The sequence below is a fragment of the Candidatus Pelagibacter sp. PS_02 genome (assembly GCF_059418065.1).
In genome coordinates this window covers 746,598-762,774 of sequence record NZ_CM182079.1, presented here as the reverse complement: position 1 = coordinate 762,774, position 16,177 = coordinate 746,598, and the positions used below count along the sequence as shown (strand labels likewise).

The window sequence follows — 16,177 nt, the reverse complement described above, 5'->3', positions numbered from 1 at the left end:
TATGTTTTATGATTTGGAAGATAAAAAAGTTAAAAATTTAGGTGATAATTGGTCTGCATCTAATGCATCCATCATTGGTGATGTCACGCTAGAAAAAAATACCAGCATTTGGTTTAATGTAACTTTAAGAGGGGATGTTGAAAATATTCATATCGGTGAAGGCTCCAATATACAAGATGGCAGTGTATTGCATACCGATCCAGGTTACCCTTTAAAAATTGGTAAAGATGTAACTATTGGTCACTTGGTTATGTTGCATGGCTGCACGATTGAAGACAATTCTTTAATTGGAATTGGTGCTGTAATTTTAAATGGTGCAAAGATTGGAAAAAATTGCATCATAGGAGCTAATGCATTGATCACAGAAAACAAAGTCATTCCCGACAATTCTCTAGTGATTGGATCCCCTGGTAAAATTGTAAGACAAGTCTCAACAGAAGAGGCAAAGTCAATTACTGAAAATGCAATTCATTACCAAGATAATTGGAAAAAATATTCTAAATCAGTTTTTTAAGGAATTAACCAGGTATCCTTGTTATTTTCTAAATCGAATTTAGCACGACGGTGACCTTTGGCTGCTAAATAAAGCCATTCCATACTTTTAATTTTACATTGAATAACAGTAAAATTTTTATATCCCACTTCACTTTGCTCCATTGTAAATTCAAAATTATCTAGTTCAGGCTTTAGCCCTGAAGTAGGGGTTTCAGATAATGTTCCTGGTCCGTTATCAACTAAATAACATTTTCTACTCATGTGTCCTGTTTTTAACCAAGACTGTTTTGTAATATCATTTTCATGATTAATGATGCACTCAACTTTAAGTCTAACTTGGATTTTCTCATCTTTGTCATAAAATAACATTGCCGCATTCTTATTTGCTTTTAATTTAGCAATTTTATCTGATCTGATATCACTATGGTATTGGATAATATTATTTTCTCTATCCGATTTTCTAAGGACTACAATTCTTCCATCAAAGTCATCTTGATTTCCACAAATAAATACAGGAATTCTAAATTGAGACCCTCTATCTTTGATAGCATTATCCAGCATAGACCAGATTTTATTTTTGATCTCCTCAAAATCTTCGTAGTACGCTGGTTGCATACGAGATTATTTACTTAGTCTTCTAATTAAACTGGAAGTATCCCAACGGTTTCCACCCATCTCTTGAACTTCACCGTAATATTTATCAACGATTTCAGTTACAGGAAGTTGAGAGCCATTATTTTTAGCTTCATCCATAGCAATTTTTAAATCTTTTCTCATCCAATCAACTGCAAAACCAAATTCAAACTGATCATCAATCATCGTTTTATATCTGTTTTCCATTTGCCAAGATTGAGCAGCACCTTTAGATATAACTTCAATTACATCTTCCATATTTAAACCTGCTTTTTTTCCAAAGTTAATTGCTTCTGATAAACCTTGAACAAGACCTGCAATACAAATTTGGTTAACCATTTTTGCTAATTGACCATTACCAGCACCACCTAATAATTTCATCTTTTTGCTGTAACAATCAATAATGTCTTTTGCTTTATCAAAGTTTGCTTGGTCACCACCAATCATAACAGTTAGAGCACCATTTTCAGCACCAGCTTGTCCACCTGATACCGGTGCATCTAAAAAACCAAATTCACTTTTTAATGAATGCTGATAAATTTCTCTAGCAATCGTTGCAGAAGCGGTTGTGTTATCAATGTAAACTGAGCCTTTTTTAATTGTTTTAAAGATACCGTTGTCACCGAAAGTTACTTCTCGTAAATCGTTATCATTACCAACGCAGGTAAATATAAAATCTGCACCGTCAGCAGCTTTTGCAGGAGTATCTGCTTTTGACCCTTTATATTCAGCAACCCATTTATCAGCTTTTGCAGCTGTTCTATTATAAACAGTTACATTGTGACCTGCTTTTGATATATATCCTGCCATTGGATAACCCATGACACCTAAACCTATAAATGCAACATTGCTCATAATTTCTATTTCCTATGTTTAAAAGTTTGAATTTTAAAGTAATTTTATTTGGATTTATATTTACATTTTTTTCAAGCTTTGGACAGAGTTTTTTTCTAGGACTGTTTAATTCAAGCATAAGAGACGCGCTTTCTATCACGCATGGTCAGTTTGGATCTATCTATGCATCTGCTACTCTATTAAGTAGTTTTATACTTGTTTGGGTTGGTAAAAAAATAGATGACTTTAATATTTTAAAATTTGCATCTTATGTCATTGCGTTACTAGCGATCTCTTGTTTTTTATTTTCTAAAATTTCATCAGTCGCTTTCTTATTTTTATCAATTTTCTTAATGAGGTTATCAGGTCAAGGACTAATGTCTCACACTGCAACCACAACAATATCAAGATTTTTTGAAAAGACTAGGGGACGTGCATTAAGCACAACTTGGCTTGGTTTATCGTTAGCTGAATTTATTTTACCCTTATTAATTATTTTTTTATTAACTTTTATTGATTGGAGAAATATTTGGATAGCCATATCAATTTCAGTTATTATCATTTTACCTATTGTCATTGTTACATTAGTTAAAAACGTTAAATTAGACTCAAGAGAAACATCTAGTGCTACAAATATTAAAACTAAAGATATAAAACAATGGACGAGAGGTGAAGTTTTAAAAGATTATCGCTTTTATATTATATGTTTAAGCATGTTAGCGATGCCTTGGATTGCAACGGGTACATTTGTTTATCAATCTTTTATAGTGTCATCTAAAGGTTGGGGACCATATGTTATTGCCCAATCCTTTATGGTGTATTCAATTTTATCAGTGATTACTTTATTTTTAACAGGCTTTTTAATTGATAAGTTTAGTAGTCGAAAATTAATAATTTATATGAACATTCCTTTATTAGTTGCAACGTTTGTGCTTTATTATTTTAACTCACCAATTTCATCATTTGTATTTTTAGGTTTAATTGGAATTTCAAATGGTTTAGCAAATGTTCTAGGTTCTGCTACTTGGGCTGAGATTTATGGAGTGAGATATATTGGTTCCATTAAAGCATTAACCACAGCGTTAATGGTATTTTCAACTGCATTTGGTACAGCACTCTTTGGAATTTTGATTGATAATAGCCTTTCTATTGAGCAAATTGCTCTTGTTTCAGGATCTTATATTTTAATAGCAATATTGTTGTTATTCCTTGTAAAGAACAAGCTTAATCCTGATTATTTATAGAATTATCCTTGATTTTTTTTTAACTACTGTATAGATACTGCGCATGGCTAGAGTAACAGTAGAAGATTGCATAGATAAAGTAGAAAGTCCTTACGAATTAGTTTTAGTTGCTAAAGAAAGAGCAGTTCAATTAAATTCTGGTTTAGAACCAACTTTAGATAGGGATAATGACAAAAACACAGTTATATCTTTAAGAGAAATTGCCGAAGAAACTGTTAAAGTTTCAGACTTAACAGATAGCGCTATTCACAAACTTAGAAAACACGTTGAGCAAGTTGACGATGGTACTGATGATGATGAAATTATTGGTGATGATTTTGAAAGTATGTACAAAGGTGAAATTTCTAAAAGTGGAACTCCTATTTTACCATCTAAAAGAGCTAGAAAAATTCCTGAAAAAATTCAAGTATCCTCTGATGATTTAGAAGAATTAACTGCAAAGGCAGAGCCAGAAGTTGACGTTGATGCAGAGTTAGAAGTGGGAGATGAAGAGACAGCAGTTTCTTTAGATCAAATAGCTGAAGCCGAAACAGAAGCTGAAACAACTGAAGAAAACTCTGACGATTCAGAGACTACAAATAGCTAAAAAAATAATATAAAAGTTTAGTATGAACAGGAAAGTATCCGTTGCACCTATGATGGATTGCACTGATCGTCATGAACGTTTTTTTTTAAGACTGATTAGTAAAAATACATTGCTCTATAGTGAGATGGTTGTCTCTGAAGCTATTCATCGAGGGGATAAAAAAAAACTATTAGAATTTAATATAAATGAAAAACCAATAGCCCTTCAAATTGGTGGATCGTCTCCAACTTTACTTGCAGAGGCAACGAAAGTGGGTGAAGACTTTGGTTATGATGAGATAAATTTAAACCTTGGTTGCCCTTCAAAAAAAGTTGAGAAAAATAAATTTGGTGCATGTTTAATGAAAGAACCAAATTTGGTTGCAGACTGCTTGAGTAAAATGCAATCGGTTACAAAGTTACCGGTCACGATTAAAACAAGAATTGGTTACGATGATACTGAAGACTATGAAAACTTACATCGTTTTATTTCAACTTTAAAAAGCACTGGTGTTAAAACTTTTATTATTCATGCAAGAAAAGCTATTCTTGGAAAATTTACCCCTAAACAAAATCTAAACATTCCTCCTTTAAAGTATGATTTTGTCTATAGATTAAAAAAAGATTTCCCTAATGAAGAAATCATTATTAACGGTGGAATTACCACAACCGATCAAATGAAAGATCACTTAGATAAAGTTGATGGAGTTATGATAGGACGTGCTGCTTACCACACTCCTTATTTATTAGCTGATATTGAAAGAGATATATTTAATAATGAAAATGTACCAAGTCGGCAAGATGTAATTGAACAATTACTACCGTATGTCAGAGAAGAAATTAAAAAAGGAACACGTTTAAATCAAATTATGAGACATACGTTAGGGTTATTTCATGGTCAAACAGGGTCTAGCTTTTGGAAAAGATATTTAAGTGAAAATATGTGTGTTAGAGATGCTGATGTTAAAAAGATTGATCACATCATGGATAAGATTAAATATAATAATTTCGATACTTCGGTAATCCAATCTGCTTAGTTCTCTTTTATCTAACGAGTATATCTACTTTAGTCTACTAATGGCCTTAACCGCTATTCCTGTGGGATTTGTTGCAGGTTTATTTGGAATAGGAGGTGGCTTAATTACTGTTCCATTTTTGTTTTATATTTTTAATTCTTTAGGGATTGATCAACAATATGTCATGCACCTTGCAGTTGGAACATCATTTGCAATCATAATTCCAACCTCAACCGTCTCAGTTTTAACTCATCATAAATTTAAAGCAGTGGATTTTGATATAGTTAAAAGTTATGGAATATTTGTAGTGCTTGGTGTTATTTTTGGAGCAATTTTTGCAGCAACTCTTAAAACTAAAACCTTAGTTCTTTTCTTTGCAATCGTAATATTTTTTTTAAGTATTTATCTTTTATTATTAAAAGAGAAGGAAAAAAATATAACTCTTAAAATTAAGCTTCATTTGAAAATTATTTTAGGATTTTTAGTAGGTTTTATCTCGGCACCCATGGGTATTGGAGGGGCTGTTATGAATGTTCCAATTCTAAAGTTTTTTGGTTACTCAATTAATAGAGCTATAGGTAGTGCTGCGGCTATTGGTTTTTTAATAGCATTATTTGGCGCAATCGGATTTTTGATAACTGGCAGTTATTTAAAAACAAATATTCCATTAAGTATTGGTTTTTTAAATATTCCTGCTTTTTTAATTTTTATACCGATTACAACCTTTATGGCTAGAATTGGTGCAAGAACAGTTCATACAATTGATAAGAATAGAATTAGTAAATATTTTGGAATATTTTTACTTATCATTGCTGCAAAATTTTTATATGAATATTTCAAACTGTAGTTATGGCAAATAAAGTAAGTAAAAGTTTTCTAAAAGATTCTCATTTAATAACTGAATTAAAATTATGTAGTATTCGTTTAATTGATAATGCTAAATTTCCTTGGATCATTTTAATTCCAAAGCGAAAAAATATAACCGATATCTCAGAACTTAATTCAAAAGATCAAATGTTATTAATGAAAGAAATTGTTCATTGCAGCAAGTTAATGAAAAAAATATTTAAAACAAAAAAACTTAATGTTGAAAAAATTGGCAATATTGTTCCTCAATTACATATTCATATTATTGCAAGATCTACTAAAGACAGTACGTGGCCACTTTCAGTTTGGGTTATTAAAGGAAAACCTTATTCAAAAGTTCTATTAGCGAAAACTATTTCAAAAATTAAAAAGTATTTTAAGGGATAAAGACAGAGGTAGTTTTAGTCTCCCGCCACTACCTCTTAATCATTATATATATGATTCGTCTCAAATTTGTTAACACGTATTAATTGAAACTAGACTTTATCAACTGCTTGCTTTACTAAATAGATAACACACCGACTCATAAATAATTAAAATTTAAACACATTGATTAAAACCACACTCTCATCATTTGCAAAATCTATTGGTTTTAATTCACAAAATTATATTCCAAAAGAAGGGGCATCCTTTTCTTTATTTAGAATTGAAGTTTTATCTGGTTTAACAGTTGCTTTAGCGTTAGTCCCTGAAGCTATTGCCTTTGCTTTTGTTGCAGGAGTTGCACCTTTATCAGGGCTTTATGCAGCTTTTATTGTTGGTTTAATTACAGCTGTGTTTGGTGGAAGACCTGGAATGATTTCAGGAGCAACCGGTGCTTTAGCTGTTGTTATGGTGTCCCTTGTTATGGATCACGGTGCACAGTATTTGTTTGCAACCGTAGTTTTGATGGGAATTTTACAATTATTAGCGGGTGTCTTTAAGCTTGGAAAATTTATTAGAATGGTACCCCAACCGGTAATGTTAGGTTTTGTTAATGGCCTTGCAATTGTTATTGGTATTTCACAACTTAGTCAGTTTAAAACCCTTAATGCAATGGGACAATCAGTATGGATTTCAGGAAACACTTTATATTATTCAGTAGGGTTTGTTGTTTTAACCATGTTAATCATTTGGTTATTACCAAAGATTACTAAAGCAGTACCAGCAACTCTTGCTGCAATTTTAGCAACATCCGTATTAGTTTTAGTATTAAAGATTGATATTCCAAGTGTTGGAGATCTTGCAAGTGTTAAAGGAGGATTGCCAATATTCTCAATCCCAAGTGTTCCTTTAAACTTTGAAACTTTAAAGATTATTTTCCCTTATGCATTTATATTGTCTGCAATTGGCTTAATTGAAAGCTTGTTAACTCTTAACTTAGTTGGTGAAATCACTAATAAAAGAGGTGGGGCTAGTCAGGAATGTTTAGCGCAAGGTTTAGCTAATACGGTTACTGGTTTTTTTGGGGGTATGGGTGGATGTGCGATGATCGGTCAATCTATGATTAACGTAAAATCAGGCGGTAGAACAAGAATTGCAGGAATAGCTGCAGCAGTATTCTTATTAATTTTTATTTTATATACATCAAACTATATTGAGATGATCCCAATTGCAGCACTAGTTGGTGTAATGTTTATGGTAGTGATTGGAACCTTTGCCTGGAACTCATTAAAAATATTATTTTTTGTACCAAAGAGTGATGCGTTAGTAATTGTCCTTGTAACCGTTGTAACTGTTTTAGAAGATTTAGCTGTCGCTGTAATTGTTGGAGTAATTGTATCTGCGTTAGTTTTTGCCTGGAAATCTGCATCAAGAATTAGAGCCATAGAGAGACCATCTGTTAGAGAAAAAGGTGCTAAGGTTTATGAAATAGAAGGACCATTATTTTTTAGTTCAACGGATAGCTTTTTAGAATTATTTAAACCAGAAGAAGATCCTGAAGTAATCATTATTGATTTTGCAGGATCAAAAGTAATTGATCAATCAGCATTAAAAGCAATTGAAGACATTGCTGATAAATATAATAGTTTTGGAAAAAAAGTTAAACTTAGACATCTAACTCGTGATTGTCATAGATTATTAAGTAAAGCAGGTCAGCTAGTAGTTGATAGTGATGATGATCCTGATTATGGAATTGCAGTTGATTATGATGTTAAATTAGGTATTTTTGGCAGATAAGATGAGCAAAGAGATTAAAACAGATGATGTTATTTTCAATTTCTTCAAGCAAGTTTGTGATGAGAAAGATGATGTTAAATGTGTTGAACTTGGTAATGGTTGGATTAGTGCCATGGAAACCAATCTTACTAACATGGAAAAAAATCTAGAAGAAACAGATAAAATTAAATACCAAGAAAGTATTAATAGTAATAAACAACAGCTTGATAGTCTTAAAGGCAAAACTGCTAGTGAATGGCGTGAATATGCAACCCAGTGTATGATCGAGATCTTAGATCATAAAACTAAATCGTGAATTTCTTTAAAAGATTATTTTCAAGTAGCAATTTAGAACTAGAAATCAATGATGGAGGCAGAGCTGCTGCTGGATATAAAGGTAAAGCTGGAGACTGTGTAGTTAGATCTATTGCAATTGTAACAAATCTTCCTTATCAAAAAATTTATGATGATCTTTATAAAGCAAATGAAGAATTTAGAACCACATCAAGAACAAAACTTGCTAGAAGCCTAAAACAAAAAAATGATAGCCCAAGATCAGGCACTCATAGAGTGGTGGTTAAAAAATATCTTGAAAAACTTGGGTGGCAGTGGACGCCAACTATGTTTATTGGTCAAGGTTGTAAAGTTCATTTAAAGAAAGATGAACTTCCAAGTGGGACTTTAATTGTATCTTGTTCAAAGCACATAACGGTTGTCAAAGATGGTGTCTTGCATGATACATATGATTGCTCTAGACGGGGCACACGTTGTGTTTATGGTTATTGGAAAAAAATAAATTAAAGATATAATAATTATTAATGAGCTTTAAAGATAACGTCAATTTACATGTAGATAAATCAGCTAAATTACTAAACTTTAGTGATGATTTACTTGAACATTTAAAATCTATTCACTCATTAATTAAAGTAAATGTGGGTGTTGTCTTAGATGGCAAAATTAATAACTTTACTGGATGGAGAGCTGTTCACTCAGAGCACATTCTTCCAACTAAAGGTGGACTAAGATATTCAGAAACGGTTGATCAAGATGATACTGAAGCTCTAGCATCTTTGATGACTTACAAATGTGCAATAGTTAATATCCCTTTTGGAGGAGCTAAAGGGGGTTTAAAAATTAATCCTAAAAATTACACAATGCCTCAACTTAGAGAAATTACTAAAGCGTTTGCTAGTAAATTAATTAATAAAGGTTTTATTTCTCCAGCATTAAATGTTCCAGCTCCAGATGTCGGAACGTCTGAAAGAGAAATGGAATGGATTTTAGAGACTTATAAAACACTTAAACCTGATGATATAAATTATAGAGGTTGTGTAACAGGTAAACCCTTACACAGAGGAGGTATTGCTGGCAGAACAGAAGCAACTGGTAGAGGTATTGAGGAAGTAGTTAGAGAAATATTTAGACATGAAGATGTTGTTAAAGAAGCAGGATTGAAAAATGAATTAAAGGATAATGAAATTATAGTTCAAGGCTTTGGTAATGTTGGAAGTAATTTAGCCAAACATTTATATAATAGAGATAATGCAAAGATTATAGCAATTGGAGAATATGATGGTTATTTATATAACAAAAAAGGTATTGATATAAATGCACTAATTGAATTTTATAAGACAAATAAAACTATCAATAACCCTAAACTTGGAAAATTTAAAAACAATCCAAGTGAACTTTTAGAATTAGATTGTGATATTTTAATTCCAGCTGCATTAGAAAATGCAATCACGGTTGATAACGTAGATAAAATTAAAACAAAATTAATAATTGAGGCTGCTAATGGTCCTGTTTCATTTGAGGCGGATCAAAAATTATTTGAAAAAGGAGTTATGATTATCCCTGATATCTATGTCAATGCGGGTGGGGTAGTAGTTTCTTATTTCGAGTGGGTAAAAGATATTTCTCACATACGTTTTGGTAGAGTTGAAAAAAGATTTCAAGAACAAAAAATATTAGACATTATTGATTTGATAGATAAAAAAACTAATACTAAAACTGATTTTGATACTATTAAAAAAATTATTCATGGAGCGGACGAAGAAGATTTAGCTTTTTCAGGTCTAGAAGACAGTATGAGAAATGCATTTATTGAAATTTATAATGCTAAAAAACAAATTAAAAAATCATTTAGAGATAGCGCTTATTATGTATCTCTAAAGAAGATAAGAAACTTCTATACAGTAGAAGGCTTCCCAAAACGATAATAGCAGCTTAATTTTATCTATAATTAAATTAATAGAAGACTCTCAATCTATGATTTGTTAGCATTTGACATGATAAAATTAATAAGAGCAGGTTTTATGAGCAAGCTTTTTACCATTTTAGTCTTAAGCTTATTATTAACTAGTGGTGCTAAAGCTGGTTGTGATGATGCTCCAACTGATGGAGTAGATTATTCTAATTGCCAATTCTCAGAGGGCCAAGATCTAAGTAGAGCTTATATACCAAACTCTAATCTATCATTTATTAGCTTTATTAAAGTGACCTTTGATAAAGGGGTAATGATGAATGCAACATTAGCTAATGGTAATTTTGTAGAATCTTCTTTTATTAGAACTAATTTATATGAAGCAAATCTTGAAGGGGGTATCTTTGAAAAAGCTAACTTTTCAAGTGCGAACTTAACAAGAGTAAACTTTAAAGGCTCATCATTAATTGAGACCAATTTTACTAACAGCAATCTTTTTGAGGCTGATTTAACAGGTGCTAATATTTTAAATGCCACCTTTGAGGGTGCCAATCTAAACAATGCTACCTGGATAGATGGAACTAAATGTTTACTAGGTTCTATTGGTAAATGTAATAAATAAAAAATTCTTAGAAATTATTTTATTGGTTTAATTTTCTGATTAATAACTAGCACTGCTCCAATTATCAAAATTGGTAACCCTATTATTAAATCTTGCTGCCATTCTAAGTTTTCAAATATTGTTGAGATTAATAAAGCAAGTACAGGCATAACAACTCCTACATAACCAGCTCGTCCAGCTCCAACTTTCTCTAATAATCTTAGATAAAAGATAAAAGCAAATATCGAGCCAACTATTGATAGATAAGCAAGGGATGCGATATAACTGAAGCTATATTCAAATAATAGTTCAGTACCTTTTATTTGAGTGATTAATAGAGTAACTAATGATCCATAAAGCATTGAATATGCAAGTGTTGGTATTAAGGAAAAGTTATTATTTAAGTTTCTCTGATGAACCATATTTCCTGTTGATGCAGAAAATGTACCAAGTAAGGCTAAAAATAATCCAACATGAGTTCCATTAGCAAAGCTGAAATTGAAAATCTCATCATTGAAAATGATTATAATTCCAATCATCCCAATAGTTGCTCCAAGTAAAGTTTTTAAAGAAGGTTTCTTTTTAAAATAAAAGCCTTCTCCTAAAATATTCATAATAACTACCGTTGAAAAGACAACTGCTGGAAATGCGCTTATTAAGTAAGTATTTGATAGATAAAAGAAAACATAGTTTAGAGAATAAAGACAAACACCAAAGAGTAAAAACCAAAGATGCTGATTTAAAGAAAACTTAAGATTTTTCTTCTTATAAATTAAATAAACAAAAATAACTATTGCAGCTATCAAAAATCTATAAAACACCGATACTAATGGATCAACGTAACCTAATTGAAACTTGATGACATACCAAGTAGGGGACCAGCAAAAAAGTGTGACAATAAATAAGAAAAAATTGTTCATTATTAAGGACTATAATCAATCAATCTTAAAAAAATATAAGATTAATCTAACAATTTTTAATATATAAATTTATAAGTTATGAAAAAAATACTTCTAATTTCAACTCTACTTATATCATTAAGTAGCATTTCTTATTCTGATAATCATTATCCAATCACAAGAGATTCTCAATTAATGATTGCTAGAGGTAAAATTGCCTACCAAAATAATTGTGTAAGCTGTCATCAAGTTAATTTGTCAGGTGCTGAAAATTGGAAGGGTGTTGATGAAGACGGCCATAGAAAAGCGCCGCCTTTAAATGGTACAGGTCACACTTGGCACCATGATGATGAGACATTACATAAAATTATTAAATATGGTTTAGTTGGAATAATTAGTGACTATGAAGGAAAAATGGGTGCCTTTGGAGATAAATTAAATGACAAAGATATAGATTCAGTTTTAGCCTACATTAAAAGTTTTTGGCCAGATGATTATTACAAACATCAAATAAATTTAAGTAAATAAATTAAATGGCAACAGACACATTTCATTGGTCGTGTAAACACACGTGGAGAAAAAGTGCTAAGAATACGATGTGGTGTGTTATCGGTTGTGCAATTGGTGACTTTGGAACCATACTATTTTTTCAGTTAAGTAAAATTCCTTTTCCAGTATTAGGTATTATGACTTTAGCAATCATAAATGGTTTATTAACCAGCATTATGCTTGAAACTTTTATTTTAATGAGACAAAATTTTAAATTAATTAATGCTTTAAAGACCGCCTGTGGAATGAGTTTCATCTCAATGGTTAGTATGGAAATTTCTATGAACGCTACAGATTATTTTTTAACCGGTGGAGCGATGCTAACTTGGTGGGTGGTACCTATTATGTTAACTGCGGGATTTTTAACACCCTGGCCTTATAATTATTGGAGACTTAAAAAATTCAATCAAGCCTGTCATTAAATATTAAATGGTTACAACTTCTGAAATCATATTAGCAATTATTATCGTTGCCTTATCTGTTGTTATGCCTATCTATTATTATTACCAAAGGAAGAAAAACCCCAAACAAGATAATAAAGCTCAAGATAACCCTGAGATAAAAAATTATATTGATAGAATTAATGAGATAACACGTAATAAACGTAAATGAAGAAACGTTTATCAGGGTGTAGTGAGTGTGGAGATGATACAGCCATCTTAACACAAGTAAGCTCAGGACCAGAGGTGATCTTACTTTGCACAGATTGTTATAACCTGAAACATTCAAACGAAACACAAAACCATATTGGCTATGAAGAAGAAAAAAGCTAAAAAATTAAAGACTAAAAAAATAGAACCAAATTCCTACGGTCTTGGGAAATTTAATTACTTTATCTTTAAGTTTTTGTGCTCAAGGTTTAAGCTTAAATAATTAATACTTAAAACCAATTATTTGGAATTATGATGTAGTGAATTGCAAGTACAATTCCAACTGACACACTTAATCCGAATATCATTTTAAGAAAGTCTTTACCAATTAGTGGAAACACATATTTGAACTTATAGTCTTTATTCATTGATGCGATTGCTAACTCTCTTCCACATAATAGACCAACAAATACCCAGGTTGTTGACATGGGTAAATCATTAAGCTCTTTAAAGTAGTAAAGTACAGCTGCATAAATAATATTGATTATAGTTGCTGATCTTGCATATCTTGTTCCAGTTTTCTCTAAGACAACCTTTTGAATAGCCCCTCCATGAATGTAGAAGATATAAAAAAGTAGTGCTGTAAAGTAACCCAGAACAACTAATAAAAGAGCAACATCTAATTGTCTTGGAAGGTATACAGCAATGTTTGCTACATCATGAGATAACCAAACCCACCATAACCAGCCTGAAGTTATCCAAACAGAGTTACGCCAAAAGGAAATCCATTTGTCATTAACTTCATCTAATTTTTCATTAATAAATTTAGAGATAACGATCCAGCAAATATAAGCAGCAGCTGCAGCAAGACCATAGCCGACAACACTTTTCATAAGCATCTTTTCAAGTACTACCGTTGATGCAAAAGCTGATAAAACTAAGAAGGTTGTTGAAACAGGTATACCTACTCTTGTTAATACAAGAAGTATTCCTGGTGCCACAGCGTGATACCATTGTATTTCTTGGAAAGGTATTCTTGTTAATCTACCGTAAGAGATATCTCCATTATTACTGTACCAACCCCAAGTAATAGCAAGTATCATTACAAATGATGCTGCACTAGCAAGAGTGTACCATTTAAACCATTTTTGTTTTGACGCGATAAAAGTTCCCAATGTTTGAATTGAGTCATTTGCAATAACACTGTACCCCGCTAAAGCAAAGCCGACGATTGTATAAAACAGTGTAAGAGTCATTAAAACTTTCTATATAATTAATTATTAATTACAAATTTATTTTTAGAGTTATAATACTACCTCTGGTTTTAAAATTATGAGCTCTGATATTAAAATAAAAGATCAAAAAATGATATTTCTTGATGAGATGATGGATCAAGTAATTATCCTTGATAAATTTAAAAATGTTTTTTTTGCAAATAAAAGCGCTGTTGCAGGATTTGGTAATGATATTATTGGTAAAAATATTTCATTAATTTTAAGAGATGCTAATTTATTAGAAAGTATTGATCTTGCAATTCAGGATAAAAGTTCACAAGTTTTAGATGTGGAAATTAAACTTCCTATTTTTCAATTCTATAATGTAAATATTATCCCAGAGTCTTTAAATGAATCTGAAGATGAACATTCTGTAATAATATTTTTAAAAGATTTAACTGAAATATATAAGACACAACAATTTAAATCAGATTTTGTTGCTAATGTTTCTCATGAGTTAAGAACACCCTTGCAGTCAATTAAGTTAGGATTAGAGACAATAAATGATGGTCATGCTTCAAATGATTTTGAAATGCAAAAGAAATTTTTACCCATTATGATGCAACAAACAGAGCGTATGGAAAATTTGATTAATGATTTACTTTCATTGTCAAAAATCGAATTACAAGAACATATTAGACCCACCACTGAGTTAGATTTAAAAGAAATAATAACTCACGTGATTAAATTGAATTCAGAGCTTGTTAAGAAAAAAAAGATAAAAATAGAAAACAATATTACAGATGATGCTTATAAAATTTCTGGAGATAGAAATAGATTAATAGAAATTTTTACTAATTTAATTGATAATGCTTGCAAGTATAGCGATAGTGATACTGTCATTAAAATTTCCTTGGTTAAGAAAATGGACACTATTTTGTTTTCTATTAAAGACCAAGGGGTTGGAATTCCTAAAAAATATTTATCCCGAATCACTGAGCGTTTTTTCAGAGTAGATCCTGCAAGAAGCAAAGATGCAGGGGGTACTGGTTTAGGTTTGGCTATTGTTAAACATATAGTAAATCAACACCGTGCAACTATGGATATTATCAGTACTGAAGGAAAAGGTACTGAATTTACCATTGAATTTCCAAAAGTATAAAATTTTAGAAGATAATAAAATATTCTTTGTCATAAAAGTTTCATAAACTTGTAATAAAATTGAAACAAAGAAATTTTATAAGAATTAAATATAAATAAACAAAGGAAAAATAAAAATGAAAAATGTTAAAATTATTTTATCAATCTTGACGGTGATGCTATTTGCGTCAAATGTTCAAGCAAGAGATCAAATCCGGATAGTGGGGTCATCAACTGTTTACCCATATGCAACTGTTGTTGCTGAAAATTTTGGTAAAACAGGAAAATTTAAAACGCCCGTAATTGAAAGCACTGGAACGGGTGGTGGTATGAAATTATTTTGTGCTGGTGTTGGCACTGACCACCCAGATATTACTAATGCATCAAGAGCTATAAAATCTAAAGAAAAAGCATTATGTGAAAAAAATGGTGTAACTGAAATTATAGAAATTATTGTAGGAAATGACGGTATTTCTTTAGCTCACGCAGTAGATTCTCCAGATTCAAATTTTACTAAAGAACAACTTTGGAGAGCACTAGCAAATGAAGTAGATGTAGATGGTAAATTGGTTGCTAATCCATATAAACAATGGAGCGACATTGATCCATCACTTCCTTCTAAAAAGATAGAAATTCTTATTGCCCCACCAACATCAGGTACAAGAGATGCATGGAATTCTTTAGTAATGAGCAAAGGTTGTTCTAAAGAGGCAAAAGCACTTTTTGGTGACAAAGCTAGTAGCGAATGTACTAAAATCCGTGAAGACGGTTATGCAGTAGAAGCAGGTGAAAACGATACTCTAATTGTTCAAAAACTAGCATCAAATCCTGACGCATACGGCTTTTTTGGTTATAGCTATTTAGTTGGCAATAAAGACAAGGTGAAAGCTGCAGCTATAGAAGGAGTTAAACCTAGTCTTGAAGGTATTCAAGATTACTCATATCCAATAGCTAGACCTTTATTCTTTTATGTAAAAAAAGCACATATTGGAGTAGTTCCTGGAATTGACGCATTTATTAAAGATTTTACGTCAAAAAAAGCAATGGGACCAAGAGGTTACTTAGCTGAGATCGGTTTAGTACCTTTAGCTAAAGCAAAATATGATGTTGTAAGAACTGCAGCGGTCGAATTAAACACTATTAGCATCAAGTAATTTAAATTCCTCAAACACAATCAAGGCCAGAATAA

Annotated in this window: 21 protein-coding genes; 17 read left to right on the top strand and 4 right to left on the bottom strand. The window is 31.3% G+C overall.

Annotation, left to right across the window (positions count from 1 at the left end; all coding sequences use genetic code 11):
* Window position 1 precedes the first annotated feature (1 nt).
* Window positions 2-514 (top strand): gamma carbonic anhydrase family protein, encoded by a 513-nt coding sequence (locus tag AC5SL4_RS04055; RefSeq protein ID WP_011282214.1) that lies wholly within the window; start codon window positions 2-4, stop codon window positions 512-514.
* On the opposite strand, the gene AC5SL4_RS04050 is transcribed toward AC5SL4_RS04055, so the two are convergent.
* Window positions 511-1,110 (bottom strand): PNPOx family protein, encoded by a 600-nt coding sequence (locus AC5SL4_RS04050; protein ID WP_027307033.1) that lies wholly within the window; start codon window positions 1,108-1,110, stop codon window positions 511-513. The genes AC5SL4_RS04055 and AC5SL4_RS04050 overlap by 4 nt on opposite strands.
* Window positions 1,111-1,116: 6 nt before the next feature.
* Window positions 1,117-1,983: an NAD(P)-dependent oxidoreductase gene (locus AC5SL4_RS04045; RefSeq protein ID WP_494587118.1), complete on the bottom strand. Its 867-nt coding sequence runs from the start codon at window positions 1,981-1,983 to the stop codon at window positions 1,117-1,119.
* A 14-nt stretch (window positions 1,984-1,997) separates the two neighbouring features.
* On the opposite strand from AC5SL4_RS04045, the gene AC5SL4_RS04040 reads away from it, so the two are divergent.
* The 10 genes from AC5SL4_RS04040 (at window position 1,998) to AC5SL4_RS03995 (ending at window position 10,617) form a co-directional block, all read left to right on the top strand.
* A complete protein-coding gene (locus tag AC5SL4_RS04040; protein WP_271486678.1) occupies window positions 1,998-3,206 on the top strand; it encodes an MFS transporter in 1,209 nt (402 codons plus the stop codon).
* Between the two features lie 43 nt (window positions 3,207-3,249).
* Complete coding sequence (gene rpoZ, locus AC5SL4_RS04035; RefSeq protein WP_494574641.1) at window positions 3,250-3,792, top strand: DNA-directed RNA polymerase subunit omega; 543 nt, start codon at window positions 3,250-3,252, stop codon at window positions 3,790-3,792.
* Window positions 3,793-3,814: 22 nt separating this feature from the next.
* Window positions 3,815-4,807 carry a tRNA dihydrouridine(20/20a) synthase DusA gene (gene dusA, locus AC5SL4_RS04030; protein WP_020169528.1) on the top strand — a complete coding sequence of 331 codons (993 nt, stop codon included), beginning with the start codon at window positions 3,815-3,817 and terminating at the stop codon, window positions 4,805-4,807.
* A gap of 40 nt (window positions 4,808-4,847) precedes the next feature.
* Window positions 4,848-5,633 carry a sulfite exporter TauE/SafE family protein gene (locus AC5SL4_RS04025; RefSeq protein WP_494587117.1) on the top strand — a complete coding sequence of 262 codons (786 nt, stop codon included), beginning with the start codon at window positions 4,848-4,850 and terminating at the stop codon, window positions 5,631-5,633.
* Window positions 5,634-5,635: 2 nt separating this feature from the next.
* A complete protein-coding gene (locus tag AC5SL4_RS04020; protein ID WP_011282207.1) occupies window positions 5,636-6,040 on the top strand; it encodes an HIT domain-containing protein in 405 nt (134 codons plus the stop codon).
* Window positions 6,041-6,202: 162 nt separating this feature from the next.
* A complete protein-coding gene (locus AC5SL4_RS04015; protein ID WP_494587116.1) occupies window positions 6,203-7,813 on the top strand; it encodes a SulP family inorganic anion transporter in 1,611 nt (536 codons plus the stop codon).
* 1 nt (window position 7,814) lies between these two features.
* Window positions 7,815-8,108 (top strand): hypothetical protein, encoded by a 294-nt coding sequence (locus AC5SL4_RS04010; RefSeq protein WP_494587115.1) that lies wholly within the window; start codon window positions 7,815-7,817, stop codon window positions 8,106-8,108.
* Complete coding sequence (locus AC5SL4_RS04005) at window positions 8,105-8,593, top strand: hypothetical protein (RefSeq protein WP_011282205.1); 489 nt, start codon at window positions 8,105-8,107, stop codon at window positions 8,591-8,593. Before AC5SL4_RS04010 ends, AC5SL4_RS04005 begins: the two co-directional genes overlap by 4 nt.
* A 17-nt stretch (window positions 8,594-8,610) precedes the next feature.
* A complete protein-coding gene (locus AC5SL4_RS04000) occupies window positions 8,611-10,011 on the top strand; it encodes a Glu/Leu/Phe/Val family dehydrogenase (protein ID WP_494587114.1) in 1,401 nt (466 codons plus the stop codon).
* Window positions 10,012-10,107: 96 nt separating this feature from the next.
* Complete coding sequence (locus tag AC5SL4_RS03995; RefSeq protein ID WP_494587113.1) at window positions 10,108-10,617, top strand: pentapeptide repeat-containing protein; 510 nt, start codon at window positions 10,108-10,110, stop codon at window positions 10,615-10,617.
* 14 nt (window positions 10,618-10,631) lie between these two features.
* Here AC5SL4_RS03995 and AC5SL4_RS03990 read toward each other — a convergent pair whose 3' ends face one another.
* A complete protein-coding gene (locus AC5SL4_RS03990) occupies window positions 10,632-11,516 on the bottom strand; it encodes a DMT family transporter (RefSeq protein WP_494587112.1) in 885 nt (294 codons plus the stop codon).
* 78 nt (window positions 11,517-11,594) lie between these two features.
* On the opposite strand from AC5SL4_RS03990, the gene AC5SL4_RS03985 reads away from it, so the two are divergent.
* The 4 genes from AC5SL4_RS03985 to AC5SL4_RS03970 are packed head-to-tail and all read left to right on the top strand — an operon-like array spanning window position 11,595 to window position 12,817.
* Entirely contained in the window at window positions 11,595-12,023 is a 429-nt protein-coding gene (locus AC5SL4_RS03985; RefSeq protein ID WP_011282201.1) for a c-type cytochrome, read from the top strand.
* 5 nt (window positions 12,024-12,028) lie between these two features.
* Window positions 12,029-12,466 (top strand): DUF4396 domain-containing protein, encoded by a 438-nt coding sequence (locus tag AC5SL4_RS03980; RefSeq protein ID WP_018414244.1) that lies wholly within the window; start codon window positions 12,029-12,031, stop codon window positions 12,464-12,466.
* 7 nt (window positions 12,467-12,473) lie between these two features.
* Window positions 12,474-12,656: a hypothetical protein gene (locus AC5SL4_RS03975; protein ID WP_494587111.1), complete on the top strand. Its 183-nt coding sequence runs from the start codon at window positions 12,474-12,476 to the stop codon at window positions 12,654-12,656.
* The gene (locus AC5SL4_RS03970; RefSeq protein ID WP_006996709.1) at window positions 12,653-12,817 is read left to right on the top strand and encodes a hypothetical protein; all 165 of its coding nucleotides are present in this window, start codon (window positions 12,653-12,655) and stop codon (window positions 12,815-12,817) included. The genes AC5SL4_RS03975 and AC5SL4_RS03970 overlap by 4 nt, the downstream gene beginning before the upstream one ends.
* 107 nt (window positions 12,818-12,924) lie before the next feature.
* Here AC5SL4_RS03970 and AC5SL4_RS03965 read toward each other — a convergent pair whose 3' ends face one another.
* Window positions 12,925-13,890 (bottom strand): hypothetical protein, encoded by a 966-nt coding sequence (locus AC5SL4_RS03965; protein WP_011282198.1) that lies wholly within the window; start codon window positions 13,888-13,890, stop codon window positions 12,925-12,927.
* A gap of 76 nt (window positions 13,891-13,966) precedes the next feature.
* Between AC5SL4_RS03965 and AC5SL4_RS03960 the strand changes: the two genes are divergently transcribed.
* Both AC5SL4_RS03960 and AC5SL4_RS03955 read left to right on the top strand, forming a co-directional pair.
* The gene (locus AC5SL4_RS03960; protein WP_494587110.1) at window positions 13,967-15,010 is read left to right on the top strand and encodes an ATP-binding protein; all 1,044 of its coding nucleotides are present in this window, start codon (window positions 13,967-13,969) and stop codon (window positions 15,008-15,010) included.
* A gap of 115 nt (window positions 15,011-15,125) precedes the next feature.
* A complete protein-coding gene (locus AC5SL4_RS03955) occupies window positions 15,126-16,142 on the top strand; it encodes a substrate-binding domain-containing protein (protein ID WP_011282196.1) in 1,017 nt (338 codons plus the stop codon).
* Window positions 16,143-16,177: the final 35 nt, after the last annotated feature.